This window comes from Paractinoplanes ferrugineus, assembly GCF_016862195.1.
GTDB classification, from domain to species: domain Bacteria; phylum Actinomycetota; class Actinomycetes; order Mycobacteriales; family Micromonosporaceae; genus Actinoplanes; species Actinoplanes ferrugineus.
This window is the reverse complement of the sequence record NZ_BOMM01000054.1, coordinates 63,503-88,407: the sequence shown is the minus strand read 5'-3', so window position 1 is coordinate 88,407 and position 24,905 is coordinate 63,503. Positions and strand designations below refer to the sequence as shown.

23 protein-coding genes are annotated in these 24,905 nt (G+C 73.5%); 8 read left to right on the top strand and 15 right to left on the bottom strand.

Features of this window, described 5'->3' with window-relative positions:
- From Afe05nite_RS31000 to metF, 4 genes are all read right to left on the bottom strand, one after another.
- The coding region (locus Afe05nite_RS31000; RefSeq protein WP_203820797.1) for a DUF222 domain-containing protein at nt 1–878 on the bottom strand (878 nt) is incomplete at its 3' end.
- A gap of 229 nt (nt 879–1,107) precedes the next feature.
- Nucleotides 1,108–1,545 (bottom strand): HNH endonuclease, encoded by a 438-nt coding sequence (locus Afe05nite_RS30995; protein ID WP_203820796.1) that lies wholly within the window; start codon nt 1,543–1,545, stop codon nt 1,108–1,110.
- Between the two features lie 68 nt (nt 1,546–1,613).
- On the bottom strand, nt 1,614–2,261 hold the full coding sequence (locus Afe05nite_RS30990) for a CDP-alcohol phosphatidyltransferase family protein (protein WP_203820795.1): 648 nt from the start codon (nt 2,259–2,261) through the stop codon (nt 1,614–1,616).
- 20 nt (nt 2,262–2,281) lie between these two features.
- Nucleotides 2,282–3,220, bottom strand: a complete 939-nt coding sequence (gene metF / locus Afe05nite_RS30985; RefSeq protein WP_203820794.1) for a methylenetetrahydrofolate reductase [NAD(P)H] — start codon at nt 3,218–3,220, stop codon at nt 2,282–2,284.
- Between the two features lie 41 nt (nt 3,221–3,261).
- On the opposite strand from metF, the gene Afe05nite_RS30980 reads away from it, so the two are divergent.
- Nucleotides 3,262–4,329, top strand: coding sequence for a polyprenyl synthetase family protein (locus tag Afe05nite_RS30980; RefSeq protein ID WP_203820793.1), 1,068 nt, complete (start codon nt 3,262–3,264; stop codon nt 4,327–4,329).
- On the opposite strand, the gene Afe05nite_RS30975 is transcribed toward Afe05nite_RS30980, so the two are convergent.
- From Afe05nite_RS30975 to Afe05nite_RS30955, 5 genes are all read right to left on the bottom strand, one after another.
- Nucleotides 4,326–4,736, bottom strand: coding sequence for a lycopene cyclase domain-containing protein (locus tag Afe05nite_RS30975; protein WP_203820792.1), 411 nt, complete (start codon nt 4,734–4,736; stop codon nt 4,326–4,328). The genes Afe05nite_RS30980 and Afe05nite_RS30975 overlap by 4 nt on opposite strands.
- A complete protein-coding gene (locus Afe05nite_RS30970) occupies nt 4,733–5,089 on the bottom strand; it encodes a lycopene cyclase domain-containing protein (protein WP_203820791.1) in 357 nt (118 codons plus the stop codon). Before Afe05nite_RS30970 ends, Afe05nite_RS30975 begins: the two co-directional genes overlap by 4 nt.
- Nucleotides 5,090–5,102: 13 nt before the next feature.
- Complete coding sequence (locus Afe05nite_RS30965; protein WP_203820790.1) at nt 5,103–5,453, bottom strand: Rv2175c family DNA-binding protein; 351 nt, start codon at nt 5,451–5,453, stop codon at nt 5,103–5,105.
- Between the two features lie 89 nt (nt 5,454–5,542).
- On the bottom strand, nt 5,543–5,740 hold the full coding sequence (locus Afe05nite_RS30960; protein WP_203820789.1) for a hypothetical protein: 198 nt from the start codon (nt 5,738–5,740) through the stop codon (nt 5,543–5,545).
- A gap of 21 nt (nt 5,741–5,761) precedes the next feature.
- Entirely contained in the window at nt 5,762–6,157 is a 396-nt protein-coding gene (locus tag Afe05nite_RS30955) for a hypothetical protein (protein WP_203820788.1), read from the bottom strand.
- 175 nt (nt 6,158–6,332) lie between these two features.
- Between Afe05nite_RS30955 and pknB the strand changes: the two genes are divergently transcribed.
- Genes pknB through Afe05nite_RS30940 form a run of 3 tightly spaced genes read left to right on the top strand, consistent with a single transcriptional unit; the run spans nt 6,333 to nt 9,741 of the window.
- Nucleotides 6,333–8,285, top strand: coding sequence for a Stk1 family PASTA domain-containing Ser/Thr kinase (pknB, locus tag Afe05nite_RS30950; RefSeq protein ID WP_203820787.1), 1,953 nt, complete (start codon nt 6,333–6,335; stop codon nt 8,283–8,285).
- Nucleotides 8,276–9,139, top strand: coding sequence for a deoxyribonuclease IV (locus Afe05nite_RS30945; RefSeq protein ID WP_203820786.1), 864 nt, complete (start codon nt 8,276–8,278; stop codon nt 9,137–9,139). The genes pknB and Afe05nite_RS30945 overlap by 10 nt, the downstream gene beginning before the upstream one ends.
- A gap of 53 nt (nt 9,140–9,192) precedes the next feature.
- A complete protein-coding gene (locus Afe05nite_RS30940; protein WP_203820785.1) occupies nt 9,193–9,741 on the top strand; it encodes a hypothetical protein in 549 nt (182 codons plus the stop codon).
- Here Afe05nite_RS30940 and Afe05nite_RS30935 read toward each other — a convergent pair.
- A complete protein-coding gene (locus Afe05nite_RS30935; protein WP_203820784.1) occupies nt 9,710–11,101 on the bottom strand; it encodes an MFS transporter in 1,392 nt (463 codons plus the stop codon). The two genes, Afe05nite_RS30940 and Afe05nite_RS30935, sit on opposite strands and share 32 nt — an antisense overlap.
- Nucleotides 11,102–11,127: 26 nt before the next feature.
- Between Afe05nite_RS30935 and Afe05nite_RS30930 the strand changes: the two genes are divergently transcribed.
- From Afe05nite_RS30930 to Afe05nite_RS30920, 3 genes are all read left to right on the top strand, one after another.
- Nucleotides 11,128–11,688, top strand: a complete 561-nt coding sequence (locus Afe05nite_RS30930; RefSeq protein ID WP_203820783.1) for a CGNR zinc finger domain-containing protein — start codon at nt 11,128–11,130, stop codon at nt 11,686–11,688.
- Nucleotides 11,689–11,707: 19 nt separating this feature from the next.
- On the top strand, nt 11,708–12,274 hold the full coding sequence (locus Afe05nite_RS30925; RefSeq protein WP_203820782.1) for a hypothetical protein: 567 nt from the start codon (nt 11,708–11,710) through the stop codon (nt 12,272–12,274).
- A 61-nt stretch (nt 12,275–12,335) separates the two neighbouring features.
- Nucleotides 12,336–13,616: an MFS transporter gene (locus Afe05nite_RS30920; protein WP_203820781.1), complete on the top strand. Its 1,281-nt coding sequence runs from the start codon at nt 12,336–12,338 to the stop codon at nt 13,614–13,616.
- A 103-nt stretch (nt 13,617–13,719) separates the two neighbouring features.
- Here the strand turns inward: Afe05nite_RS30920 and Afe05nite_RS30915 are convergent, their stop codons facing one another.
- The 4 genes from Afe05nite_RS30915 to Afe05nite_RS30900 all read right to left on the bottom strand — a co-directional run bounded on the left by Afe05nite_RS30915 (nt 13,720) and on the right by Afe05nite_RS30900 (nt 18,446).
- Nucleotides 13,720–14,589 carry an SGNH/GDSL hydrolase family protein gene (locus Afe05nite_RS30915; protein ID WP_203820780.1) on the bottom strand — a complete coding sequence of 290 codons (870 nt, stop codon included), beginning with the start codon at nt 14,587–14,589 and terminating at the stop codon, nt 13,720–13,722.
- A gap of 433 nt (nt 14,590–15,022) precedes the next feature.
- A complete protein-coding gene (locus Afe05nite_RS30910; RefSeq protein WP_203820779.1) occupies nt 15,023–15,772 on the bottom strand; it encodes a succinate dehydrogenase/fumarate reductase iron-sulfur subunit in 750 nt (249 codons plus the stop codon).
- The gene (locus Afe05nite_RS30905) at nt 15,772–17,712 is read right to left on the bottom strand and encodes a fumarate reductase/succinate dehydrogenase flavoprotein subunit (RefSeq protein WP_203820778.1); all 1,941 of its coding nucleotides are present in this window, start codon (nt 17,710–17,712) and stop codon (nt 15,772–15,774) included. The genes Afe05nite_RS30910 and Afe05nite_RS30905 overlap by 1 nt, the downstream gene beginning before the upstream one ends.
- 5 nt (nt 17,713–17,717) lie before the next feature.
- Nucleotides 17,718–18,446, bottom strand: a complete 729-nt coding sequence (locus tag Afe05nite_RS30900; protein WP_275407525.1) for a succinate dehydrogenase cytochrome b subunit — start codon at nt 18,444–18,446, stop codon at nt 17,718–17,720.
- Between the two features lie 72 nt (nt 18,447–18,518).
- On the opposite strand from Afe05nite_RS30900, the gene Afe05nite_RS30895 reads away from it, so the two are divergent.
- Nucleotides 18,519–19,442 (top strand): LysR family transcriptional regulator, encoded by a 924-nt coding sequence (locus Afe05nite_RS30895; RefSeq protein ID WP_203820804.1) that lies wholly within the window; start codon nt 18,519–18,521, stop codon nt 19,440–19,442.
- On the opposite strand, the gene Afe05nite_RS30890 is transcribed toward Afe05nite_RS30895, so the two are convergent.
- Nucleotides 19,439–24,586, bottom strand: coding sequence for a HEAT repeat domain-containing protein (locus Afe05nite_RS30890; RefSeq protein WP_203820776.1), 5,148 nt, complete (start codon nt 24,584–24,586; stop codon nt 19,439–19,441). The two genes, Afe05nite_RS30895 and Afe05nite_RS30890, sit on opposite strands and share 4 nt — an antisense overlap.
- Between the last annotated feature and the right edge of the window lie 319 nt (nt 24,587–24,905).

The window sequence follows — 24,905 nt, the reverse complement described above, 5'->3', positions numbered from 1 at the left end:
TCGGCAGGGTCGGCAGGGTCGGCAGGGCCGGCAGGGCCGGCGGGCGTGGACCGCAACGTGTCGAGTGGGATCGTGACGACCACCTGGGCCGGGTCGCCGTTGGCGCTCGGCAGGTCGCCGCCGCCGCGCATCGCCCGGTTGCAGATGTCGACCAGGGCGTCGGCCCGGCGCTGGGTGGGCGTGCGGGTGAGTGCGGGGTCGCCGGTGTCGTCGCGGGCCGGCCGGGACAGCGGGTCGACAGCGGCGTTGACGATCGCGGCCGCGGCGTCGGGGAGCCATCCCGACAGGCGTACGCGACCGTCACCGGTCGGGCTCATCGTGAAGCCGCGGTCCCGGTGGGCGCGTGCCTCCTGGCGCGCCAGCGCCTCGGCGTCGTGCCGGTCGGCGGCCTCGGGGTCGACGTGGGCGAGGATGCGGGCGCCGAGCCGGGCGAGCAGGACCGGGTCGAATTCCTTGGCGTACGAGATGAGAGCGGCCTCGGCCGCCGTGGTCCTGTCGTCGCCGGTGTCGTCGGGCAGGGCGGCGATCGAGGCCGCGATGGTGCGCGCCTGTTCGGCGGAGAGGGTGCCGTCGGAGATGGCGGTGGCGAGCGCGGGGGAGCGGTCGAGGGCCTGGCCGAGCTCGGTCAGCTGCTTGGCTTCCCGGATGCTCGCGCGCAGGCGCTGCCGAAGCCACACGGGCGTGCTGGACTGGGCCTCGTCGTGCGGAATGCCCCGGTTCTCGGCTTCGTGGACGAGGCGCGCGGTGACCGCGAGAGCCTGCTGCACGCACGCCCAGCCGGTCTCCAGTCCGGACGCCACCTCGGCGTCGGAGCGGGACCACAGCGGCGCGTCGCACTTGGCGAGCAGGTCGCGGATCTGAGCCAGTTCGTCCAACACCCGCATAGGTTGGCACCGCGCGAAGGCCATGTCATCGGACCCTGGTCCCTCGGACCCCGGTCCCACGAACTCGCCCGGCACCGGCCCGGCGCCCAGGCCCAAGGCCAGGCCGGGCCCGTGCCCAAGGCCAGGCCCGTGCCCAAGGCCAGGCTCAGGCCCAGGCCCGTGCCGACAAGGGACGACCGGCGGACCTGCCCCCGTGCCAGCCCGCCGGTCGTCGATCAGGAGGTCAGGCCAGGGTCGCCCAGGTGGGTGCGAGCGGCCGGACTCGCAGCGGCATCCGCGCCTCGGCGGGCGTACGGTCGCCTTTGCGGCTGTTGCAGCGGCCGCAGGCCGCCACCGTGTTGGTCCATTCGTTGGCGCCGCCGCGCGAGCGGGGCAGCACGTGGTCGATGGTGGAGGCGCCGGCCCCGCAGTAGGCGCACGTGCGGTGGTCGCGGGTGAGCACGCCGGCCCGGGACCACGCCGGTCCGCGGCTGTGCCGCCAGCGGGTCACCACGTAGCTGACGAGCCGCACGACGGTGGGCATCGGGTAGACCCCGATGCGCCGGTCGGGCTCGGCCTCGTGCACGACGGCCACCTGCCGGAACAGCATGCGGACGGCGTGCCGGAGGCTGACCCGTTGCAGGGGCCCGCAGTCGGCGTTGAGGACAAGTACCGCGCTCATCGTGGCCACCTCCCCCGTGACTGAGCGATGACCACACGGTAGAAAAGCGGTCCACGGAGGACAACCGATTAACGATCTCCGAGGGCGCGTCGCACGGCCACCGTGAGCTGGGCCAGACCGACCACGGAGAGAGCGATCCAGACGATCACCACCGGCGTGATCAACCACTCGTACAGGGCGCCGAGGAGCAGCCCGAAGATGGTCAGGATCACCCGGGTGGGGCGCTCGGCGACGGTGACGACGCCGATCTCGCTCATCCCGGCCGCCGTCGCGCGGGCCCGGGCGTACTCCTGGAGCCAGCTCACCGCGCCCGCCGCCGCCACCACCAGGCCGGGCGCCCCGGCCAGCCAGAACGCCAGCAGCCAGGTCCCCTCGCCGATCCGGTCGGCCACCGAGTCGTAGACGTAGCCGAGCCGGCTCGCCTTGCCGGTGATCACCGCGACGGCGCCGTCGAGCGAGTCGGCGAGCGCCGCGAGCAGCACCACCACGGCTCCGGCGAGCGTGCCCCAGCGTCCCAGGCTCACCACCGCCGGGACGGCGAGGCACAGGATCAACCCCGCGGTGGTCACGGCCGACGGCCCGATGCGCTTACGGCCGAGGAAGGACCCGATGGCGTACGCCGTGCGCACCCAACCCCGGACGACGGGGGTGGCCGTGGCCGGGTCGAAGCCGCCGTGCAGCCGGGACCAGGCCGCGGTGTACTCCTCCCAGCGCATGGTCGGCTCCAGGACCGGGGTCAGGCGGCCGCGGCGGCCGACGCCGGGGCGACCAGCTGCCACACCTCACGCGTCGCGGTCGAGCGGTTCAGGGTGATGAAGTGGATGCCGGGCACGCCCTCGTCGAGCAGTTTGGCGCACATCTCGGCGCACACCTCGATGCCGAGTGCGCGCACCGCCGCCTCGTCGCCGGCGATCCGCTCGAAGCGCTCGAGCAGCTTCGGCGGGAACGGCGCCCCGGACAGCTGGCTGGACCGCTCGATCGTGGCCATCCGGGTGACCGGCATGACACCGGGCACGATCGGGGTCGGGCAGCTCGCCGCCGCCACCCGGTCGCGCAGCCGGAGGTACTCGTCGGCGTCGAAGAACATCTGCGTGATCGCGAAATCGGCGCCGGCCTGACATTTCCGTACGAAATTGGCGGTGTCGCTCTCGATGTCCGACGACCGCGGGTGCTTGTAGGGGAAGGCGGCCACGCCCACGCTGAAGTCGCCCGACTCCTTCACCAGGCGCACCAGGTCCTCGGCGTAGAGCACGCCCTCCGGATGCCGGACCCACTCGCCCATCGGGTCGCCGGGCGGGTCGCCGCGCACCGCGAGCACGTTGCGGATGCCCGCCCCGGCCAGCCGGCCGATCACGTTGCGCAGCTCGGCGACCGAGTGGTTGACCGCGGTCAGGTGCGCCATCGGCAGCAGAGTGGTCTCGGTGGCGACCCGCTCGGTCACCGCGACGGTCGTGTCGCGAGTGGTGCCGCCGGCGCCGTAGGTGATCGAGACGAAGCTCGGCTGCAGCGACTCCAGCTCGCGGATGGCCTGCCACAACAGCGTTTCGCCCTCGGGTGTCTTGGGCGGGAAGAACTCGAACGAGAACGTCGGCGCGCCGCCGGGGCCCGACCCGGCGCGGATCAGCTCACCGATCGCCGGTGTGCCGGGAAGACGTGAGGGAAGACCGAGAGCCACACCGAGAACTCTACCGGCTCGGCGTCCGATAACTTGGGCCCGTGACCTCCCCCGTAGAAGTGGCCGGCTTGCGATCGCGGGTCGACAAGGCGCTCGGCGCGTTCCTCGGCGAGCAGCGAGCCCGGCTGAGCGGCATCGATCCGGCGCTGGCCGAGGTGTCCGACGCGCTCGAGGCGTTCGTGCTGGGCGGCGGCAAGCGGCTGCGGCCGGCGTTCGCCTACTGGGGCTACCGCGGGGCGGGCGGCGTCGACGGGGACGCGGCGGTGGCGGCGGTCGCGGCGCTGGAGCTGGTGCAGGCGAGCGCGCTCATCCACGACGACCTGATGGACCGGTCCGACACCCGCCGCGGCGAGCCGTCCATGCACCGCCGGTTCGAGAAGATGCACCGCCAGGCCGCCTGGCGGGGGCCCGGCGGCCTGTTCGGCGAGTCGGCGGCGGTGCTGCTCGGCGACCTCACCCTGGTCTGGTCGGACGAGATGCTGCACACCTCGGGGCTGGGCCCGCAGGAGTTGGCCCGGGCGCGGCCGGTCTTCGACGAGATGCGTACGGAGGTGACCGTCGGCCAGTACCTCGACGTGCTCACCCAGGCCACCGCGGACACGTCGCTGGAGCGGGCCGGCAAGGTGGCCCGGTTCAAGGCCGCGAAGTACACGGTCGAGCGGCCGTTGCTGCTGGGGGCGGCCATCGCCGGCGCGCCGGCTGCGGTGTCGGCGGCGTACACGGCGTTCGGGCTTCCGCTGGGTGAGGCGTTCCAGCTGCGGGACGACGTGCTGGGAGTGTTCGGCGACCCGTCGCGCACCGGTAAGCCGGCCGGCGACGACCTGCGCGAGGGCAAACGGACCTACCTGATCGCGGCGGCGTTCGGGGCGCTCGACGACGGGGCGTGGGCGGAACTGGACAAGGGCCTGGGCGATCCGTCGCTCACCGACGAGGGGGTGGAGCGGCTGCGGGCACTGATCCGGGACAGCGGTGCCCTGGCCGCCACCGAGCAGCGCATCGACGAGCTGATGACGGCGTCCCTGTCGGCGCTGGCCGCGGCCGGGATCGACGACGAGGCCCGGACGGTGCTGCGGGCGCTCGCGGACGCCGCCACCCGCCGTACCGTCTAGCGCTTGATCTTGCCGGTCTTGATCTTGCCGGTCTTGTTCTGGCCGGCCTTGATCTTGCCGGCGTTGATCCGGCTCAGCAGTCTGCTGCCGTCGCCGGCGGCGGGCGTGCGTTGCACGCCGCGCCGCCCCCACCACACCCACAGGTCCAGGGTGAGCAGGACAAGGGCGAAACCGAAGATCAGATCCTCGACCGGGGCGTACGCGATACGCAGGCCGAGGATCGCGCCGGGGTCGTACATCACGATGTTCCGGCCGGTCAGGAAGCCGTTGGACAGCAGCTGGAAGGTGATGATGATCGGGTAGGTGGCCCAGAACACAGCCCGGCGCACCAGCTGCACCTTCAGGACGAAAAGGTCGAGAAGGACCGCGACCAGGGCGCCCAGAAGCGCGGCCGCCGTGTAGCTCACCCGCCACCGGCCGATCCGTCGCCGGCCGGTTCGTCGCCGGCCGGCCGGCGCAGGACCGCCCGCACCGCCTCGAAGCCGAGGATCGCGCAGACCGGCACCACCACGAAGAACAGCACCTCGTCGAGCGGCAGGCCGCCGGGGAACACGACGCCGGTGGTCTGGGCCGGGTCGAAGTGCCAGTGACCGGCGGCGATCGCCGCCAGGTCCCACAGCACGAAGACGAGCACCACCGGTACGACGGTGAGCAGCAGCCGCCGCCACCGGCGGAGCACGTTCACCCGCAGGATCGGCTCGAGCCAGATCGCCGCGCCGAAGCACCCCGCCAGGACCAGCAGGTAGCTGAGGTGGCGCACTAGAGGCCGCGCATCAGAAGCCGAGGGCCTGCGCCCGCCGCTTCACCTCGCGCGCCCGGTCGCCGCCCAGGCCGAGCGCGGCGTTGCCGTCCAGTCCCGGGTCGGGCTGGTAGAGCCACCGCAGGGCCTCTTCGTCGTTGTACCCGGCGTCGCGCAGCAAGTTGAGGATGCCGGGGAGGTGTTTGAGGACGGTGCTGTTGGCCACGAGCTCGGCGGGGACCTGGCGGATCCCGTCGTGCTTGGCGGCGAGCAGATGCCCGTCCCGGATCATCTGGTGCACCTTGCTTATCGACACGCCGAGTTTCTCGGCCACGTCCGGGAGGTTCACCCAGGCGGCCGGCGCGGCGGTTACGGAATCGCTCACTCCTACAGGGTGCCAGATCGGAGAACGAACGCGATGAGCCTGTGGCGCAGAGTCCGAGCCGAGCTGTCCGGAGCGTGGCGCTCGGTGCGTTACGACATGGGGCGCGGGCCGGTGCCGCCCTCGCCGGGCGGGCCGGACGTCACGTCGACCGGGATGAACACGTTCGGCGGTTCGGAGGTGGGCGGGTCGCTGAGCCGGGGGTGGCGGCCGGCGTCGGCGGGGGCGGTTCGCCGGCGGTCCGGGCGGTCCCGGCGGGCCCTGGCGGTGACCGGGTTGGGGCTGCTCACGGTGCTCGGGTCGACCACGGCCTATCTCGGGGTGGTCAACGGGCTCGGGTCGCTGCTGACCGAGACGCCGGCGGCCGCCGACACGTTCCCGCCGCGGCCGGCGGTGACGAGGGTTCTCCCGCCGAGAGCCGGGATCGGGCCGGGGCGCGCGCCGAGGGTGCCGGTCCCGCCGCGTACCGGGGAAGTCGGCCGCACGCCGGCACCGGCCGCACCCACCCCGGCGCCCACCGGTTCGCGGTCCACCGGCGTGTCGGAGAACGCGAGTCCGATTCGGACCACCGGATCGCCCGAATCTCCCTGTGCGTGCGGCGGGCCGCCCGTGCCGACGCCCACGGCGCCCGATTCGTCCGGCTCGGTGGCCCCGGCCGGAGCGGCCACGCGGGGCCCGTCCGCCTCGCCCGGCGAGACGTCGGCCACACCGGCCGACCTCGCAGAACCGCATGAATACTGGCAATTCCGGCGCTGGTACCGGCGCCGTTAATGCTCCCTTAAGGGGCAGACAAGACCGGTCCGGACCGCGCGCGTACCCGTTTGGACTCAGCTGTGACATCCTGGTCTGCCCGCCCCGGAAAGACACATACACTTCACGCCGATGGACACCACAGTCGCCGACACGTTGATCGGCACGACGATTGACGGCCGCTACCGGATCACCGGTCGGGTGGCCCGTGGTGGCATGGCGACCGTCTACACGGCCACCGACCAGCGCCTCGAGCGCACTGTCGCCTTGAAGATCATTCATCCTTCGCAGGCGACGAACGTCCACTTCGTGGACCGGTTCACCGACGAGGCGAAGACGATCGCCCGGCTCACCCACCCCAACGTCGTGGCCGTCTACGACCAGGGCCGCCACCAGGGCCTGCCCTACCTGGTCATGGAGTACGTGCAGGGTCACACCCTGCGGGACGTGCTCATCCAGCGCCGCCGTCTCAACCCGAACGAGGCCTGCGCGATCCTCGAGCAGATGCTCGCCGCGATCGCCGCCGCCCACCGGGCCGGGCTGGTGCACCGCGACGTCAAGCCGGAGAACGTGCTGGTCGCCGAGTCGCCCAGCGGCGGCGCCGGCAACCTCGTCGACGCCGTGGTCAAGGTGGCCGACTTCGGTCTGGCCCGGGCCATCGAGGCGAGCAGCGTCGACGAGTCCGGCCAGCTGATGGCCACCGTCGCCTACGTGGCGCCGGAGCTGGTCACCGACGGTCACGCCGACGCCCGCACCGACGTCTACTCGGCCGGCATCGTGCTCTACGAGATGCTCACCGGCCGGGTCCCGTTCGACGGCGACGACCCGGTCGAGGTCGCGTGGCAGCACGTCGACCACGACGTCCCGGCCCCGTCGAGGATCGTCAGCAGCGTCCCCCGGTCGCTCGACGACCTGGTCGCGCGGGCCACCCGCCGCGACGCCGGCGCCCGCCCCACCGACGCCGGCGCGATGCTCGCCGAGGTCCAGTCGGTGCGCGACGACCTGGGCGCGGCCAGTGCCGAGACGGCGCTGCTGCGCCAGGTGCCGCAGTCGCGGCCCGCGCCCGGCGCCGCCGACGCGACCGCGATGTTGACCGCCGTCGCGGACCGGCCCGGTTCGGCCCGGCCCACCTGGGCCCGCCTGCCGGAGCAGAGCCGCAGCCCGCAGACCTACCGCCGTGGGGACACCCGGCTGTCCGGCGGCGGCCGGTTCGACCGCCGCCGCATCCTGCTGAGCGCCGCCATCGCCGTGATGGCCCTGGTCGTCATCGGCAGCACCTGGTGGGTGACCCTCGGCCGCTACACCGAGGCCCCCGGCCTGGTCAACATGACGAAGGCGCAGGCCGACCTGTTCGCCCGGCAGAACAACTTCGAGCTGTTCTACGGCGACGGCGCCTACAGCGAGACCGTCCCGAAGGACACCGTGGTCAGCCAGAACCCGGCGCCGGACGCCCGGATCGTCAACGGCGGCCGGATCACCCTGACCCTGTCGCTGGGCCCGGAGCGCTTCCGCGTGCCGGACCTGGGCGGCACCGAACTGGCCGCCGCCAAGGCCGAGCTGGAGCAGGACGGCCTGCAGGTCAAGGTGGGGACGCCGCAGTACAGCGACCTCGTCGCCGAGGGCGCGGTGGTCTCCACCAGCCCGGCGGTGGGCACCGTTCTCAAGCGCGGCGACACGGTCACCCTGGTGGTCAGCAAGGGCAAGGCCCCGATCAGCGTGCCCGACCTCGTCGGCAAGAACATCAACGACGCCCGCAGCCAGTTGCAGGCGCTGGGCCTGAACGCGGCCGAGCGGTACAAGGACTCCGACCAGCCGGCCGACACGGTCCTCGCGCAGACCCCCAAGCCGGGCACCGGCGCGGCCAAGGACGCCGAGGTCACCCTGGACGTGAGCAAGGGCCCGCCGCTGGTCACCGTGCCCGACCTCAACAACCAGCCGTGCCAGCAGGCCGCGCAGACACTGCAGGGTCTCAATCTGCGGGTCCGCATCGAGGGCTTCAACCAGAACGGTTTCGTGCGCCAGCAGAACCCGGGTGGCAACACCCAGGTCCCGCCGCAGACCGAGGTGGTCGTGGCGTGCTTCTAGACCCGGCGCGCCGCATCGGGTCGCACACCAGGACGGCCGGCGGGCTGGCCAAGGCGGCCCTGCCGTACGTCGACGCCGCGGGGTCGGAGACGCTTCAGGTGTACGTCTCGAACTCCCGCGGATGGGCGCTGCCACCCGGCGACCCGAAGCAGGACACGCTGTTCCGCGACGGGATCGGCGAACGTGACCTGCCCGCTTACGTCCACGCGTCGCTGCTGGTCAACCTCGGCTCCCCGACCGGGATGACGGTGGAGCGCTCGATCGCCACCCTCGCACACGCGCTGGACCGCGGCCGGGCGATCGGCGCGTCGGCGGTCGTCTACCACGCCGGCAGCTCGGTCGACCCGGAGCACGACGCCAAGGCGATGCACCAGCTGCACGAGGCGCTGATGCCGCTGCTCGACGACGCCGCCGCCCGCGGGCTGCCGAAACTTCTGGTCGAGCCGAGCGCGGGCGGTGGTCGCAGCCTGGCCTCCAAGGTGCAGGACCTCGGTCCCTACCTGGCGGCCGCCGAGCAGCACCCGTGGCTCGGCGTCTGCTTCGACACCTGCCACGCCTGGGCTGCCGGTCACGACCTGGCCACGCCGGGCGGCATGACCGCGACGCTGGACGCGCTGATCGGCACGGTGGGCGCCGACCGGGTGATGCTGATCCATGCCAACGACTCGAAGGACGAGTGCGGCTCGACCCGCGACCGGCACGAGACGATCGGCCGGGGCCACATCGGCGAGGCGGCGTTCGCCGAGCTGATGACCCACCCGGCCATCGCCGGGGTGCCGGTGATCGTCGAGACCCCCACGGTCGACCACGAGGGCCACGCGGCCGACATCGCTCTGCTCAAGTCCCTCCGCTGAGCGAACCGCACGGCCTTGGGAACCGCACGGCCGCCGGCAGCGACCATCTCGTCGTGAGATCTGACGAACGGGCCGGCGCCCCGCACTGCCGGGCGTCCCGCCGGCGCGGCGCTGTCCCCGCGGGTGCGCTCACCGTGCGGCACGGCGTGGGTGGCGGCGTGGTGCTGATGCCGGCCCGGTCCGCCGCCCCGCCGAGGCGAGGGCTGTGGCGCGGCAAACTCGGCTTCGCCGCCGCCACCGCCGCGCTCGGCGCCGCGGCGACACTCCTGCTGACCGGCGTGTACGTCCGGCCTCCCGGCGACCAGGGCTCATGTCCGAGGCGTACGTCGGTCGCCGCCCACGCCGCCGGGCTGGAACTGCTGGTACGCGCCGAACCCGCCCGCCCCGGCGGCACGCTGTTGCACCTGTGCGTCGACCGGCCCGTACGCGAATGGTCCGTCCGCCTCGACGGCGCCGAGCCGGTCGCCGTGCAGCCGGTGGCCGGCGGCCAGGCCATCGCGGCCGCCACGCTGATCGCCGGCCGCCGCACCCCGGTCCTGGTCCGCGTCGTGCCCGCGTCGGGAGCGCCGATCACGTTCGTGACGCAGCTGGTCGCGCCCTGAGGTCTCCTCCGCTGCCGGCTTTCCCCCTGCCGGCTCTTTCGCTGCCGGCTCTTTCGTGGCCTTTCCGCACCTGGCCGGGCCCCACGTAGGCGAGCGCGGCGCCGGTCAGCACGGCGAGCAGGCCCCAGGACGCGGTGAAGCCGCCGGTGACGTCGTGGAGCAGGCCGAGCAGCGGGGGCATCGCGACGATCGCCACCTGGTTGACCGACATCGCCAGACCCAGCGCGAAACCCGTTCGCCCGGCCGGCGCGGCCTCGGTGACCAGCGCGACCCACGGGCCGTACCAGCCGATGCCGAAGAAGCCGAGCCACCCGAAGATCACCGCCGCCGCCACCGGTTCCCCGCCCGCCGGAGTGAGCAGCAGCATAAGCGCCACGAGAACCGCGACCAGGCTCGCGGTGACCACGCTCTGCCGCGCCGTCCGCGCCCGGTCACTGACCATCGCGAGCACGATCCGGCCCGCCACGCCCGCGCCCTGCGCCAGCACGAGGACGAGCGCCGCCCGCCCGGCCGGCATCGCCGCCACCTCGTGCAGATGCAGCACGGTCAGCAGCCCGATCCCGACCTGCACCGAGATCAGACACACCCCGCACAGCAGAGCGGCGCGCGCGGCCGGCACACGAAGCAGGGCAAGCCTGGAACCCGCCGCCCCTGGCCCGCCCGCCGCGAGTGGCACGCTCCGGCCCGCGGGGGGCGCGGCCGGCGCGTCTTCGCCGGCTCCGGCGGCAGCGGGCGGCGCGTCCTCGTCGGCTCCGGCGGGCGGAGGCGGCGCGGTTTCGGCGCTGGGGTGCGCCGGTGGGCGCCGGTAGAGCAGGACGAACGCCGCCGCTCCGGTCAGGGCGACCGCGCCGCCGACCGCGAGGGTTGCCGGCAAGCCGTGCACGGCGCCCACCGCCGGGAGCGTGGCCGAGGCCAGGGCGGCGCCCAGGGGCAGGCCCGCCTGGCGGATGCCCATCGCGGTGCCGCGCCGGGACGCGTCGAACCAGGCCGCCACCGATTTGCTGCCGCCCGGCTGGGCGGTGCTGTATCCGGCGCCCACCACGAGCAGGACGGCGAGCAGGGCGGGGAAACCGGTGCCGGTCGTGCCGGTGAGCAGAGGTACGCCGGTGAGCAGGGCGACGCCGACGATCGTGGCCCCGGCGCCCACCACCCAGCGTTCGTCGAAGCGGTCGAGCAGTTCGCCGGCGATCAGCAGGCCGAGCAGTGGGACGAACTGGACGGCCGAGGTCAGCAGGCCCAGCTGGGCGGTGCCGATGCCGAGGTCCTGCTGCAGGTGTACGCCGAGGGCGCCGATGCCCTGGGCGAAGAAGGCGGCGGCGGCCTGGGTGAACGTGGCGACCGCAAGGATGATCCAGCGCATGGGACCCAGCCTGCTGTAATGGTCTTGTGCACATCAACCCTTACGGCGCCGACCCGGTGAACCTGGCCGCCGACCTGGCGAACCGACGCCCGAGCACCGCCGCCGAGCTGGCCGAGCGCTGCGGGGCGGCGGGCCTGGTCGTACAGACGGCGGTCGGCGCCGCCGACCTCGACCGGCTCGCGACCACACTGGACGCCTGGGAGAAGATCGTCGACGCGAGCGACGAGCACGAGCGCGCCGCCCGGCTCAACCGGATGCTGGCCGGCGCCGCCGCCTACCCACGGCTCACCGACCATGCCGGCGGCTGGCATCTGCACTACCGCGACGACGGGCGCCCGCTCGGCGAGGTGCTGACCGCGCTGATCGCCGTCGGAACCGCCATGCACCTGAGCGGCCGGGGCATGCACCGGCTGCGGCGCTGCGCGGTCACCGGATGCGCCGCCGTCTTCGCCGACACCTCCCGCACCGGCCGGCAGCGTTACTGCGCCATCCGCTGCGCCAACCGCGACGCGGTCCGCCGCCACCGCAGCCGCGCGTCGACCGGCGGAGACCGGTCGGCTCACCCTCACTTGTCAACGAAACGTTGACAAGTGCTAGGCTCGGCGCGTGGTCGACCTGAGTGAACTTCGGACCATCCGCGAGCGGCGCGCCCGCCTCGACGCCGAGGAGCTCGAGCTGATCGACCGGGCGCGACGCGCGGGCGCCACCTGGGCGGAGCTCGCGGCGGTGCTCGGCCTGACCAGCCGGCAAGCCGCCGAGCAGCGACGATTGCGGTTGGTCGCGGCGGTGCGGCCGGTGCGCCGGGAGCTCGATGAGGCGTACGGGGAAAAGCTCGCCGCCGTGCGCGCGGCGGCCGTGGAGCTGCACCGCCGGATCGGCGCCGACCGGCGCTGGGACAAGCGTTTCGTCCGGGCGGTGCTCGTGCGGGAAACCCTGGAGGCTGCCCCCGAGGCGCCGGGAGGTGGTCTGTTCGCCCTGGTCGACGCCGTGCTCGGCGATCTGGCCGGGGTGCCGTTGCCGACCCCGACCCGGCAGGCCGTCGAACGGCTCCGCTCCGCCACCGAAGCCGCCGCCGCCGCCGCCGCCGAAGCCGCCGAAGCCGCCGAAGCCGCCGCCGCCGAAGCCGCCGCCGCCGAAGCCGCCGCCAGTGAAGCCGTCTGGCCAAAGAGTTGACATAGAGCCACTCAACTCCCGAGGATTGAGCCTACCGCTCAACCGTCGGGGAGGCCCGCGCGTGCGACGAAACGCGACGCTGTTCGTGCTGATCTCGCTGTTCTCCGGCTTCGGCAGCACCGCGCTGACCCTCGCCGCCGGCATCTGGGTCCTCGACCTCACCGGGTCGCCCGGCGTCGCCGCCCTGACCGGCCTGTGCGTCTACGCGCCCACCCTCGGCGCCCCGTGGCTGGGCGCCCTGGTCGACCGGCTGCCGCGCCGCCCCCTGATGATCTGGACCGACCTGCTCCTGGCCGCCGTCGTGCTGACCCTGCTGGCCGTCGACACGCCCCGCGAGGCCGGGCTGATCTACGCGGTGCTGCTGGCCCGGGGCCTGAGCTACGTCCTGGTCGACGCGGGCGAGACCGCGATCCTGCCGTCCGCCCTGCCCCCGTCCCGCCTCGGTGACGTCAACGGCTGGCGGACGAGCGCCCAGGAGGGCATGAAGCTGGTCGCCCCACTCGCCGGCGCCGCCCTGTACGCCCTGGCCGGCCCCCGCCCGGTGATCCTGCTGGCCGCCGCGACCCCACTGCTCACGGCCGCTTGCTACACGCTGCTCAAGCTCCGGCCGGGCGCGTCCGACCCCCGCCCGACGTCCGGCGGCGTGGTTTCCGGGGCGGGACGAGGGGCGCCGGGTGGGGAGATCCGTGCCGGGTTGCGCGCGCTGTTCGGCGATCCGGCTGTGCGGCTGCCGGTGCTGGTGGCGGCGGGGGCGATCGGGCTGTCCGGGCTGACCAACGCCGGGGTGCTCGCCCAGGTGGTGCAGGGGCTGCACCGGCCGGCCACCCACCTCGGGTTTCTGTCGACCGCCCAGGGCGCCGGCTCGATCGTCAGCGGCCTCCTGGCGGGACGGTTGCTGACGCGTGTCGGCCCGCCGGTCGTCGCCGCGGTGGGTTCGGCCGTCTTCGCGGCCGGCTGCCTGGCGTGGTCCCTGCCCTGGTGGCCGTCGATGCTGGTCGGCAGCGTGCTGGCCGGCGTCGGACTGGTATGGGCGCTGATCGCCGGCGTGACCGCGGTGCAGACGCGGACCCCCGATCACCTGCTGGGCCGCGTCGGTGCCACGTCGACCACTGTCATGTTCGGCCCGGTGGCGATCGCCATCCCGCTCGGCTCGGCAACACTCCACTTCGGACGGCAGGCGCCTCTGCTGACCGCCGGTACCTTGGCCCTGCTGGCCGCGACGGTTGCTCTGACTCGCCGCCGAGCCACCCCGAAACCCGCCACCCCGAAAGCCGCCGAGCCGAGCGAGCCGGCCGAGCCGAGCGAGCCGGCCGCACTCGGACGACCGGGCCGCGCTGGCTGAACGGGCCGCGCTGAGACGAGGGCCGCACCGGGGCGAGGGCTGCGCATGGGCGGGCGGTTCCCGCCCGCTCAGCGGGCGGGCGGGCGGGCGGATCAGGCGATCGTCACGGGGCGGCGGCGGTCATCGCGGGCAGGTAGCCGTCGCGCTGGCCGGCGTCTGTCGGGTGGAAGGAGTTGTCGGTGGGGAAGGTGACGCCGTGCAGCCACGGCGTGCCGGCGCACAAGCCGTGGCCGGTGAAACGGCTGGTCACCTCGACGAAGTGGAAGCCCGCGGCGGTTGCTCGCTCGCGGAGCACGGCGTTGAGGACGTCGATGGTGTCGTTGATGGACGCTCGTTCGGTGCCGTTGAGGAAGCGGCAGCCGGCCCGCGCGGAGCGGAAGAACCGGGGGTAGCCGAGCACCAGCACGTCGGCCTTCGGGGAGCGGTCGCGGATCGCCGCGTAGAGCTGTCGCAACCGGTCGGGCAGCACCTCGCGCGCCTGCCTCGTGGCCGTGTGCGTGCGGGCCACGCAGGCGGAGGTGCGCGGGTCGAGGACGCAGCCGGTCATGGTGCGGGCGAAACCGATGTCGTTGCCGCCCGCGGTCAGCGTGACCAGCGTCGTGTCCCTGGTCAGGGCGGCCAGCTGGGTGAGCCGCACGGCCGCCACGTCGGCGCCGGAGCAGGCGCCGAGCACCGCGTCGTAGCCCGAGTGGGCTTTCGCCCACCGCGCCGGGTAGGCGTTGGTGTTGCGCCGGCAACGTCCGCCGCTCTCGCTGCCACCACTGCCGACCCCGGCCGAGTACGAGTCGCCGAGGCTCACGTAGCGCGGCGAGCCCTGCCGGTCGCCGGCCCGGGCCGGTGCACCGACGAGGGTCGCCGCGAGGACCCCGGCGAGGACCCCAGCCAGGGCCGGGCCGAGAACCACGGCGAGGGCCGGGACGAGGGCCCGGACGAGGGACGGGAGGAGGACCCGGGCGGCGGTGGCTGATCTCACGGGTTGATCAACGAGTCACCTGCCGATCCGGGCGCGGTACGAGGTGATGTCGGCCGGGCCGGTCGTCACGCACCCGATGTAGTTGTCCGGGCGAACCAGGAACAGGGCCGGTTCGCGTACGTCATAAGCGTCTTTCGCGGTTTGCTCGGAGATCCGGTGCGCGGGTCCGAACGGCAGCGGCCCGGTCCAGTCGAAGGCGAGCAGTGTCGCGTGTGGACCGCGCAGCAGGTCGAAGACGCGCCGGCCGCCGGACAGCGGCGCATCGCGTCCTGGTCGCCGGCGACGTGCCGCCGGTGCCGGCGGGTGCCGACGCCGAGCACCTCGGCCGCCACCGGCAGGCGCTCCGCCTCGTACGTCTCGAGCAGCTTTTGATCGCCGGTGGCGGCGGGGCGCTGAGGCCGGGCCGGGCACGCCGTTGTGCCCGGACCGGAGATCACCTGGCGCTGTTGCGCAACGCCTTGCGGTAGTCGCTGTTCAGGCGGCCGATCAGGTTCAGCGGGATGCCCTTGGGGCACACCTCGGCGCACTCGCCCATGTTGGTGCAGCCGCCGAAGCCGGCGTCGTCCTGGGCCTGCAGCATGTCGATGACGCGGGTGTCGCGTTCGGGCTGGCCCTGCGGCATCAGGCCGAGGTGGGCGACCTTCGCGGCGGTGAACAGCATCGACGAGCCGTTCGGGCAGGCCGCCACGCAGGCGCCGCACGCGATGCAGGTGGCGGCCTCGAAGGCGAGGTCGGCGTCCTTCTTCGGGACCGGGGTGGCGTGCGCCTCGGGGGCGGCGCCGGTCGGGGCGGTGATGTAGCCGCCGGCCTGGATGATCCGGTCGAAGGCGCTGCGGTCGACGACGAGGTCCTTGATGACCGGGAAGGCGGCGGCGCGCCACGGCTCGACGTCGATCACGTCGCCGTCCTTGAAGTGCCGCATGTGCAGCTGGCAGGTCGTGGTGGCCCGCTGGGGGCCGTGCGCCACACCGTCGATGACCATGCTGCACATGCCGCAGATGCCTTCCCGGCAGTCGTGGTCGAACGCGACCGGGTCGGCACCGTCGAGGATCAGCTTCTCGTTCAGGACGTCGAGCATCTCCAGGAACGAGGCGTCGGGGGAGATGTCCTTGACGTCGTAGGTCACCATCCGGCCCTTGTCGGACGAGTCGGACTGGCGCCACACGCGTACCTGGATGTCCATTACTTGTAGCTCCGGGTGCTGGGGTGGACGTACTCGAATTCGAGCTGTTCCTTGTGGAGGGTGGGCTTGCGGTCGGCGCCGAAGTACTCCCAGGCCGCGACGTAGCTGAACTCGTCGTCGTGGCGCAGCGCCTCGCCGTCCTCGGACTGCGACTCGGCGCGGAAGTGGCCGCCGCAGGACTCCCGGCGGTGCAGCGCGTCGATGCACATCAGTTCGCCCAGTTCGAAGAAGTCGGCGACCCGGCCGGCCTTCTCCAGGTTCTGGTTGAGCTGCTCACCGGTGCCGGGCACCTTGACCCGCTGCCAGAACTCGTCACGCAACGAGCGGATCAGGCCGATGGCCTTGGTGAGGCCCTCCTCGGTGCGCTCCATGCCGCAGTACTCCCACATGATGTGGCCGAGCTCGCGGTGGAAGGAGTCGACGGTCCGGTCGCCGTCGATCGACAGGAACCGGGAGATGCGGTCCTCGACCGCCCGGCGCGCCTCGACCACGGCCTCGTGGTCCTGCGGCACGGTGGCGAACGGCCCCGCCGCCAGGTAGTTGCCGAGCGTCGTCGGGAGCACGAAGTAGCCGTCGCCGAGGCCCTGCATCAGCGCGGACGCGCCGAGCCGGTTGGCGCCGTGGTCGGAGAAGTTGGCCTCGCCCACCACGAACAGGCCGGGGATCGTCGACTGCAGGTCGTAGTCGACCCACAGGCCACCCATCGTGTAGTGCACGGCGGGGTAGATGCGCATCGGCGTCTCGTACGGGTTCTCGCCGGTGATCCGCTCGTACATCTCGAAGAGGTTGCCGTACTTGGCCTCGACCGCCTTCTGCCCGAGCCGGCCGATCGCGTCGGCGAAGTCCAGGTAGACGCCGAGCCCGCCGGGTCCGACGCCGCGGCCCTCGTCGCAGACGTTCTTGGCGGCCCGGGACGCGATGTCGCGCGGCACCAGGTTGCCGAAGGACGGGTAGATCCGCTCGAGGTAGTAGTCGCGTTCGGCCTCGGGGATGTCACCCGGCTTGCGGGCGTCCCCGGCGGCGAGCGGGACCCACACCCGGCCGTCGTTGCGCAGCGACTCGCTCATCAGGGTGAGCTTGCTCTGGTGCGTACCCGACTCGGGAATGCAGGTGGGGTGGATCTGGGTGTAGCAGGGGTTCGCGAACAGCGCGCCCTTGCGGTGCGCCCGCCACGACGCGGTGACGTTGCAGCCCTTGGCGTTGGTGGAGAGGAAGAAGACGTTGCCGTAGCCGCCGGAGGCGAGCACGACCGCGTCGGCCATCTCGGTGGTGATCTCGCCGGTCACCATGTCGCGCACGACGATGCCGCGGGCCTTGCCCTCGACCACGATCAGCTCGAGCATCTCGTGCCGGGCGTTCATCTCGATGGTGCCGAGGCCGATCTGCCGTTCCATCGCCTGGTAGGCGCCGAGCAGCAGCTGCTGACCGGTCTGGCCGCGGGCGTAGAACGTGCGGGACACCTGGGTGCCGCCGAACGAGCGGTTGTCGAGCAGGCCACCGTACTCGCGGGCGAACGGCACGCCCTGGGCCACGCACTGGTCGATGATGTTCACCGAGACGCTGGCCAGGCGGTACACGTTCGACTCGCGGGCGCGGAAGTCGCCGCCCTTGACGGTGTCGTAGAACAGCCGGTAGATCGAGTCGCCGTCGTTGCGGTAGTTCTTCGCCGCGTTGATGCCGCCCTGCGCCGCGATCGAGTGTGCCCGGCGCGGGGTGTCCTGGTAGCAGTAGGACTTGACGTGGTAGCCGGCCTCGGCGAGCGTCGCCGCGGCGGAACCGCCGGCCAGCCCGGTGCCGACCACGATCACCGTCAGCTTGCGGCGGTTGGCCGGGTTGACCAGCTTGGCGGTGAACTTGCGGCGCTCCCAGCGGGTCTCGATCGGCCCGTCCGGTGCCGCGGTGTCGGCGATGCCTTCGCCGTCCTGCCAGAAGTCGTTCATCAGAATCAATCCACCAATCCGGTCAGGACCGCGAACGGCACCGCGAGGTAGCCGACCACCAGGACGAGGCTGAGCAGCAGCGCGATGCCCTGGCCGATCCGCTGTCCGCGGGCGGTCTGCTGGCCCAGCGTGCGGGCCGCGCTCCAGATGCCGTGCCGCAGGTGCAGGCCGACCGCGATGATCGAGATCGCGTAGAACAGCGTCACGTACCAGCGGCCGGGGGCGAAGTCGGCGACGATGTTCGCGTACGGCTTGCCGGACTCCGCGTTCGGGTTCAGCGTCAGGGTCGTCAGGTCGAGGATGTGGTAGACGATGAAGAGCAGGACGATCACGCCACCCCAGCGCATCGTCCGCGCCGCATAGCCGGCCTGCACCTTGGGCCGGTGCGCGTACCTGACCGGGCGGGCCGCGCGGGCCCGGCGGGCCAGGATCGTCGCCGCCACGATGTGCGCGACGATCGCGAGCGTGAGGCCGCCCCGCTGGATCCACAGGAACCACTCGTCGGGCAGGGCCGGCGACCCGATGGTCCGCAACCAGTGTCCGTAGTGGTCGAAGGTCTCCTCGCCGAAGAAGATCTTCAGGTTGCCGATCATGTGCGCGAACAGGAAGAGGACCAGCAGGATGCCGGTCCCCGCCATGAGTATCTTGAGCAGGACGGACGAGGTCCGCTTGCTGGTGCGCGCCGGGGTCGCGGCTGCTGCCGCCACCTTGGGAGTTCTCGTGTCTACCGCCACAACTGTGACGGTAGAAAGGCCCTGGCTCATTCGTCCAATGCATGATCGGGTCACTGTTGATAGCGATAGGCTATCGACGTGCAGTTGCAACAGCTCCGATACTTCTTAGCAGTGGTCGAAACACGACATTTCACCCAAGCGGCGGACGGTCTGGGCGTTTCCCAGCCCACTTTGAGTAAGCAGATTCACACGCTCGAACAGAGCCTCGGCGCGCCGCTCTTCGAACGCGTGCGCGGCGACGTCGCGCTCACCGTCGCCGGCGAGACGCTGCTGCCGATGGCGCAGCGCATGGTCGCCGACGCCGACGCCGCCCGCGAGGCGGTGCAGGACATCGTCGGCCTGCGCCGCGGCGACGTACGCCTCGGCGCGACCCCCAGCCTCTGCTCATCACTGGTGCCCGAGGTGCTGCGAACGTTCCGCTCCCAGCACCCCGACATCCAGCTGTACGTCAACGAGGGCAGCTCCCAGGACCTCATCGAGAACCTGTCCGCGCACACCCTCGACCTGGCCCTGATCGTGCAGCCCGACCAGGGCGTCGACCCGGCGCTGGTGGCCACGCCGGTGCTGCGGGAGAGCCTGGTGGTGGCCTCCGCCCACGACCGGCCGCCGCCCACCGCGAACGACCGGATCGCGCTGTCCGAGCTGGAACACACGCCCCTGGTGATGTTCCGGGCCGGCTACGACATCCGCGGCGTCACCCTCGAGGCCTGCCGGCAGGCCGGGTTCACCCCGAAGTTCGCGGTCGAGGGCGGCGAGATGGACGCGGTGCTCGCGTTCGTCGAGGCCGGGCTGGGCGTGGCGCTGGTGCCGAGCATGGTGCTCGCCAACCGCCCGCTGCTGCGGTCGACGCCGCTGGCGCCGCCCGGCATGCGCCGGACGATAGCTCTGGCGCATCGCAAACGGTCCGTGCTTCCCCATGCCGCGGCGGCCTTGCGGACGACGTTGCTGGCGCACGTGGCCACGGAGGAACTGCCCTCCGGCGTACGCCCGCTCTAGCCTTCGACCGTGCGCGCTCCGCTCACCCGCAACGGGATCCGCCCGGCGATGCGCAGGTAGGCCGCGTGGATCTGATCGGGGGTCCGCCTCAGGACGCGGGCCATCCGGTCGATCCGGCGCCGGTCGATCACCTGGGCCGGATCCAGATCCGACTGGGCGCCGCTGCGGTGCTCGGTGAGCAGGTCACGCTCGAACTGGTCGGGCAGCGCACTGGTGAACGCCGTCGTCCACAACTGCCGCACCCGCCACGACGGCGACGCGAGCCCGATCCGCAGCAGCCGCCGCGCCCGCTCGTCCCCGGCCGCCGCGAGCACGCCGATCAGCGCCCGCCGGCTGTCCGCGTTGCCCTCCGCGACCCGTTCCCGGAGCGCGTCGAGCGGCCCGCGCTCACCGAGGGCGGCCAGCCCCAGCGCCGCGATCTGCCGTACCGAGTAGCGCGGGTCCCCCGAGGCCGCCGCCAGCGCCGCCCGGGTGGCTCCGGCGGGGTCGGCGAGGCCGGCGCCCAGGCGGTAGAGGGCGCCCGCCGCGTGGCCGCGCACGCGGGGCGAGGGGTCGGTGCGCAGCAGGTCGATCAGCGGGCCGGCGGCGTCGAGGTCGCCCAGGCCGGCGAGGGACCGGGCGGCCTCGGCCCGCACCGGGGCCTCCGGATCGGTGAGCGCCGCCCGCAGGCGCGGCCCCCACGTGCCGTCGCCGGCGTGCCGGAGCGCGGCGATCGCGGTGAACCGGACCGCCGGCGACGGGTCACGCAGGGCGGTGTCCAGCATCGCCAGGACGTCCGGGCCGGCCAGGCGGGACAGCGCCTCGACGGTGATGGCGCGCTGGTCGCCGTCGATCCCGCGGCCGGCGAGCAGGCCGCGCAGGCGGGGCACCGCCACCGGGTCGCCGATCAGGCCGAGCGTCCACACCGCCGCCGTCTGCACGTCCTTGTGCGGGTCGTCGAGCAGCGGCAGCAGATCGCCGACCGCGAGCTCGTCGTCGAGCGCCCAGACCGTGCTGCGCCGCACGTCCGGGTGCGGGTGGGCGAGCAGCGGGCGCAGCAGCTCGAGGCGCTCGGCCGGGCCGAGCACCACCATCGCCTCGGCCGCGGCCGCGCGGACCTGCGGGTGCGAGTCGTTCAGGAGGGTACGCAGGGTGGGCCGCGCCACCTCGGCGCCGCCGTGGTCGAGGGCGATGGCGATCTCCCGCCGGACCCCCGGGGCCGGGTCGGCGGCGTGCGGGATCAGCACCTCGGCCGCCCGCGCGGAGTCGAGGTCGCCGAGCGACTCGGCGGCCGCCTGCCGGACCGCCGGCTGCGGGTCGTCGAGCAGGCGCGCCAGGTCGTCGACGGCGGCGTCGTCGAGCAGCAGCCCGAGACCGGTCGCGGCCCGCACCCGGACCGCCGCGTCGGGCGAGCGCAGCGCCTCGGTGAGCATCGGCCGCACCCCGGCGCCGCCGAACGCGCCGAGCGACTCCAGGGCCCGGGAGCGTACGTCCGGGTCACGGTCGGCGGCCAGGCGCAGCAGGGCGGGCCGCACCGGCCGACCGCGGGCCTCGTCGAGGGCGGTCGCGGCCTCGGCCCGCATCGCGGCGGTCTCGTCGCGGGCGGCGGCCAGCAGCAGGTCCCGCGCCCGGTCGTCGGCGAGGTGGCCGAGCGCGGCCACGGCCGCCCGGCGTACCTGCGGGTCGGGGTCGGTGACCGCCCCCGCGATCGCGTCGAAGCCGCTGTCCAGCCGCAGGTGACCCAGCGCGGCGACGGCGCGGGCGCGCACCTTGCCGCTGTCGTCGGCGGCCAGCGCGACCAGGGCGTCCGCGGTCCGGCCGGTCTCGAAGACGTCGAGCACCCGGGCGGTCTGCGCGCGTACCTCCTCGGCCGGGTCGGTGGCCAGCGCGAGCAGCCGGTCGAGGGCGGCGTCGTCGCCGGTCGCCTGCAGCGCGTCGGCCGCCTTCTCGCGCAGGTCGGGGTTGGCCGACCCGGCGGCGGCCTCGATGGCGGCCCGGTCGGCCGGGTCGGCACCGGTCAGCTCGCCGAGCACCCGCACGGCCCACGGCGCCGGCCGCTCACCGGCCAGGTGCCGGCGCACCACGTCCCGGGCCCGGCGGTCGCCCAGGGTGCCGAGCGCGAACAGCGGCCAGAACGCGCTGTCGCCCATCGCCTCCACCGCCGCCATCAGTTCCGGGACCGGCCGGCCGTCACCCAGCTCGGCCAGCGCGTCGATCAGGTACCAGCGCAGCTCCCCCTCGGGGCGCAGGCCCAGCGCGGCCAGCAGCGGGCCGACCGCGGCGGTGTCACCGATCTTGCCGAGGGCCCGGGCGACCCGGTAGCGCACCCAGTTCTCCGGGTCGGTCATGGCCGCGATCAGCAGCTCGGTCGCGCTGCTCTCACCGAGTTCGCCGAGCGCCTCGGCGGCCGCCGCGCGCACCTCGGCGTCCCGGTCGGACAACCGGGTCAGCAGTTCCGTCGCGGCGCTGGAGGAGCGCAGCTCGCCGAGACCGGCGGCGCCCGCCACCCGCACCGACGGGACGTCGCTGCGCAGGGCGCGGGCCAGCAGCCCGGCCGCCGCCTCCTGGCCCGAGCGGCCGAGCAGCAGCAGCGCCTTGACCTGGTCGACCGGGTCGGGGTCGGCGGCCGCCCCGGCGAGTGCGGCGACCGCCGCCGGCCACCGGCGCGGCCCGACCACCTCGATCAGCGACAGCCGGGTGGTGGTGTCGCCGGCCGGGGCGGCGGCGATCATGCGGTCGACGTCGGCGTCGCGCCACCAGCCGTCGTCGGCCGACTGCTGGATGCGCAGCAGCGTCCACGCGGCCACCGCGGCGGCCAGCGGGTCGGGCCGCTCCAGCAGGTCGAGCAGGGCCCGGACGGGCGCGCTGCCGGGCCCCTCGGTGGGCAGCTCGGCCGCCTCGAACGCGAGCGCCGCGGTCACCGCCCGGTCGTCGTCGGCGGCCAGGTCGGCGAGGAACGACTCGGCGGTCGGCTCCTCGCGGCGGTCGGCGTGCCGCTGCACGAGGACGTCGCCGATGAACCGGCCCAGCGTCGACACCGCCCGCGGGCCGCGTGACCGCAGCTCGTGCAGCAGATGCCCGATCAGGTCGCCGGCCCACGCGGTGGAGGCGAGCCGGTAGGCGGCGGCGGCCGAGGCGCCGTCCTCGGGCAGGGCCGCGGCCAGCGTGCCGAGGATGTCGGCGACCACGGTGGCACCCGCGTCCGGTTCGTCGAGCAGGCAGCGCGCGGCAAGCGTCGGGTGCCGTTCGAGCACCGCCTCGAGCACCCGGTCGACGTCGTCGCCGTGGCACATCGTCACGCACAGCCGGATCGCTTCCTGCCAGCTGTCGGCGGCGTCGTCGCCGGTGTTCACCCGGGGCGTCAGCCGGCCGATCCGGGCGGCCAGATCCTCCGCGGCGCGGCCCGGGAAGTGGGCCTGCACCAGGGCCTGCGCGGTCAGGTATTCCTGGAAGGTCAGGTGCCGGAACTCGAACAGCGGCACCAGCCGGCCGGCCGAGCGGACGTGCCCGGTCTGCACCAGGATGCCGGTGCGCTGTTCCAGCAGCCGCAGGAACTCGGCCGGGTCGTGCTGGTGGATCGCGCGCAGCTGCGGATATTCGGCGCGCATCCGGTCGAGCAGTTCGAGCACCTCGTCCTCGGTGAGCTGCTGCACGCCCCGGTCGGACATCGCGTAGGCGAGGTATTGAAGTTGCGGCTCGGTCTCCCGCGGGAAGATCGGCTCGTCCACCTCGGGCCGCCAGGTCAGCAGCACCTGCACGGCCTGGGCGTAGAGGTCGGCACGGTGGTCGGGCAGCCTGCCGATGCTGCGCTTGACCAGGGCGAGGGTGGTGAGCAGCAGCGGGTTGCCGGTGAGCCGCTCGATCCGGTCGGTGCGGTGGATGTCGTTGATCAGCTCGTCGGCGGCGGCGCGCCACCGCTCGGCCGGCTCGGTGACCTCGCACCAGCGGCGCAGGAAGTCGTCCTTGGCCGGGGCGTCCAGATCGGCGATGGTGACGTGCTCGAAGCCGCGGCCGACGCGCCGGCCCATCTCGCGGTAACCGACGATCCGGCTGGTCACCACGATCGGCACCGGCGGCCGGGCCCGGCTGACCCGTTCCAGCAGGTCGGCGAAGCGGGCGCGGGCCCGCGGATCACCGATCTCGTCGAGGCCGTCGACGAGCAGCAGGACGGTGCCGGCGTCGAGCCGTTCGGCGAGCTCGGCGTGCATCGCCTCGATCTCGGCCGGGGTCAGCTCGGCCCGGCGCAGCACATGCCGGAGTACGTCGTCGAGCGTCCCGTCGACCTGCTCCGGCCCCAGGTCCCGGCAGCGGACGAGGACCGGCAGCCAGTCCGCGTCGGGCAGCGTGCCGACCCCGGGAAGCTCGGGCCAGTAGGGATCGCCCCGCAGCCGCAGCAGGTACGCGGTGGCCATCCAGCGCAGCAGCGTGGTCTTGCCCGAACCGGGGTCGCCGAGCACGACCAGCCGGCGGTTCGACGCCAGCCGCGAGCCGGGTGGCTCGCGTTGTTCGGCGTCGCCCGGAGCCGGTCGTCCGCCGGTGACCCGCCGATGCTCGATCGCCTCCAGCACCCGCTCCGGGTCGGCGCCGCTCTCCACCCGTACGGCCAGAGGCAGGAACAGGTTGCGCAGCATCAGTTCCTGGGTCGCGAGGCGCCGGTCGGCCGGCAGGTTGTCCAGGTCGATGATGTCGCAGCTGTCCAGCAGCAGGTCGCGGAAGCGGCGCTCGGCGGCGGCGCTGCGCCCCGACGCCAGTGCCGCGACCGGGGCCGCGGGCGGCGGATAGTGGCTGCGCAGGGCGGTCACCACCGCGGCGAGGGCGGCCTGCGGGTCCCGCCAGAACTCGGCGACCGCACCGTCGAGGGTGAGCGGTACGAGATAGGCGCCCCGCTCGACGGCCACGCCGTAGACGCGGACCTCCGGGTTCAGCGCCCGGGCGGCGTTGATCATCCCGTACGCCCAGCCGGTGCCCATCGCCTGGATCGTGCCGCACAGGACCACCGGGGCGCCGGCCGCGAGCACCCGGTTGGCCTCGGTGATGACGTTCTCGCCGACCAGGATCGTGCCGCCGTGCACCACGCGGTAGCCGGCCGCGACGATCGGGACGGCCAGCCGCTCGGCCCACCCCTCGTCGCCGGGCGCGTGGGCGATCAGAACGGGGCGGGTCACGACTCGGCACGATACCGACAACCGGCTATGTCTGCCTTCCGCCGTCCCGCGCTGACGATGCGTCGCGGGGCCGGCGACAAAAGGCTACCGAGCGCGTTCGCGATATTCCGATCTTGACGACACCGGCCACGGGATTCTCGAATGGGCACCGCTGCTCCGTGTCCTTTCGCGACGGTGCGTAGTCGTCGTCAATAGTCACCCGACGTAGTGATCGATAAATGCTCCAGGGAATGGCCGATTCCGGTCGCCGGGAGAGCCGAATCGCGCGATGCGGCGCGCTGACCTGGCGGTTCGTCTGGTGCGAACGGCCATCTTCGAG

What these genes read in the sequence shown, in the direction of transcription:
- Afe05nite_RS30995 (WP_203820796.1), bottom strand. Translation starts at nt 1,545, where the DNA reads ATGAGCGCGGTACTTGTCCTCAACGCCGACTGCGGGCCCCTGCAACGG.
- Afe05nite_RS30905 (WP_203820778.1), bottom strand. Translation starts at nt 17,712, where the DNA reads ATGAACGACTTCTGGCAGGACGGCGAAGGCATCGCCGACACCGCGGCA.
- pknB (WP_203820787.1), top strand. Translation starts at nt 6,333, where the DNA reads ATGGACACCACAGTCGCCGACACGTTGATCGGCACGACGATTGACGGC.
- Afe05nite_RS30935 (WP_203820784.1), bottom strand. Translation starts at nt 11,101, where the DNA reads ATGCGCTGGATCATCCTTGCGGTCGCCACGTTCACCCAGGCCGCCGCC.
- Afe05nite_RS30990 (WP_203820795.1), bottom strand. Translation starts at nt 2,261, where the DNA reads ATGCGCTGGGAGGAGTACACCGCGGCCTGGTCCCGGCTGCACGGCGGC.
- Afe05nite_RS30910 (WP_203820779.1), bottom strand. Translation starts at nt 15,772, where the DNA reads ATGGACATCCAGGTACGCGTGTGGCGCCAGTCCGACTCGTCCGACAAG.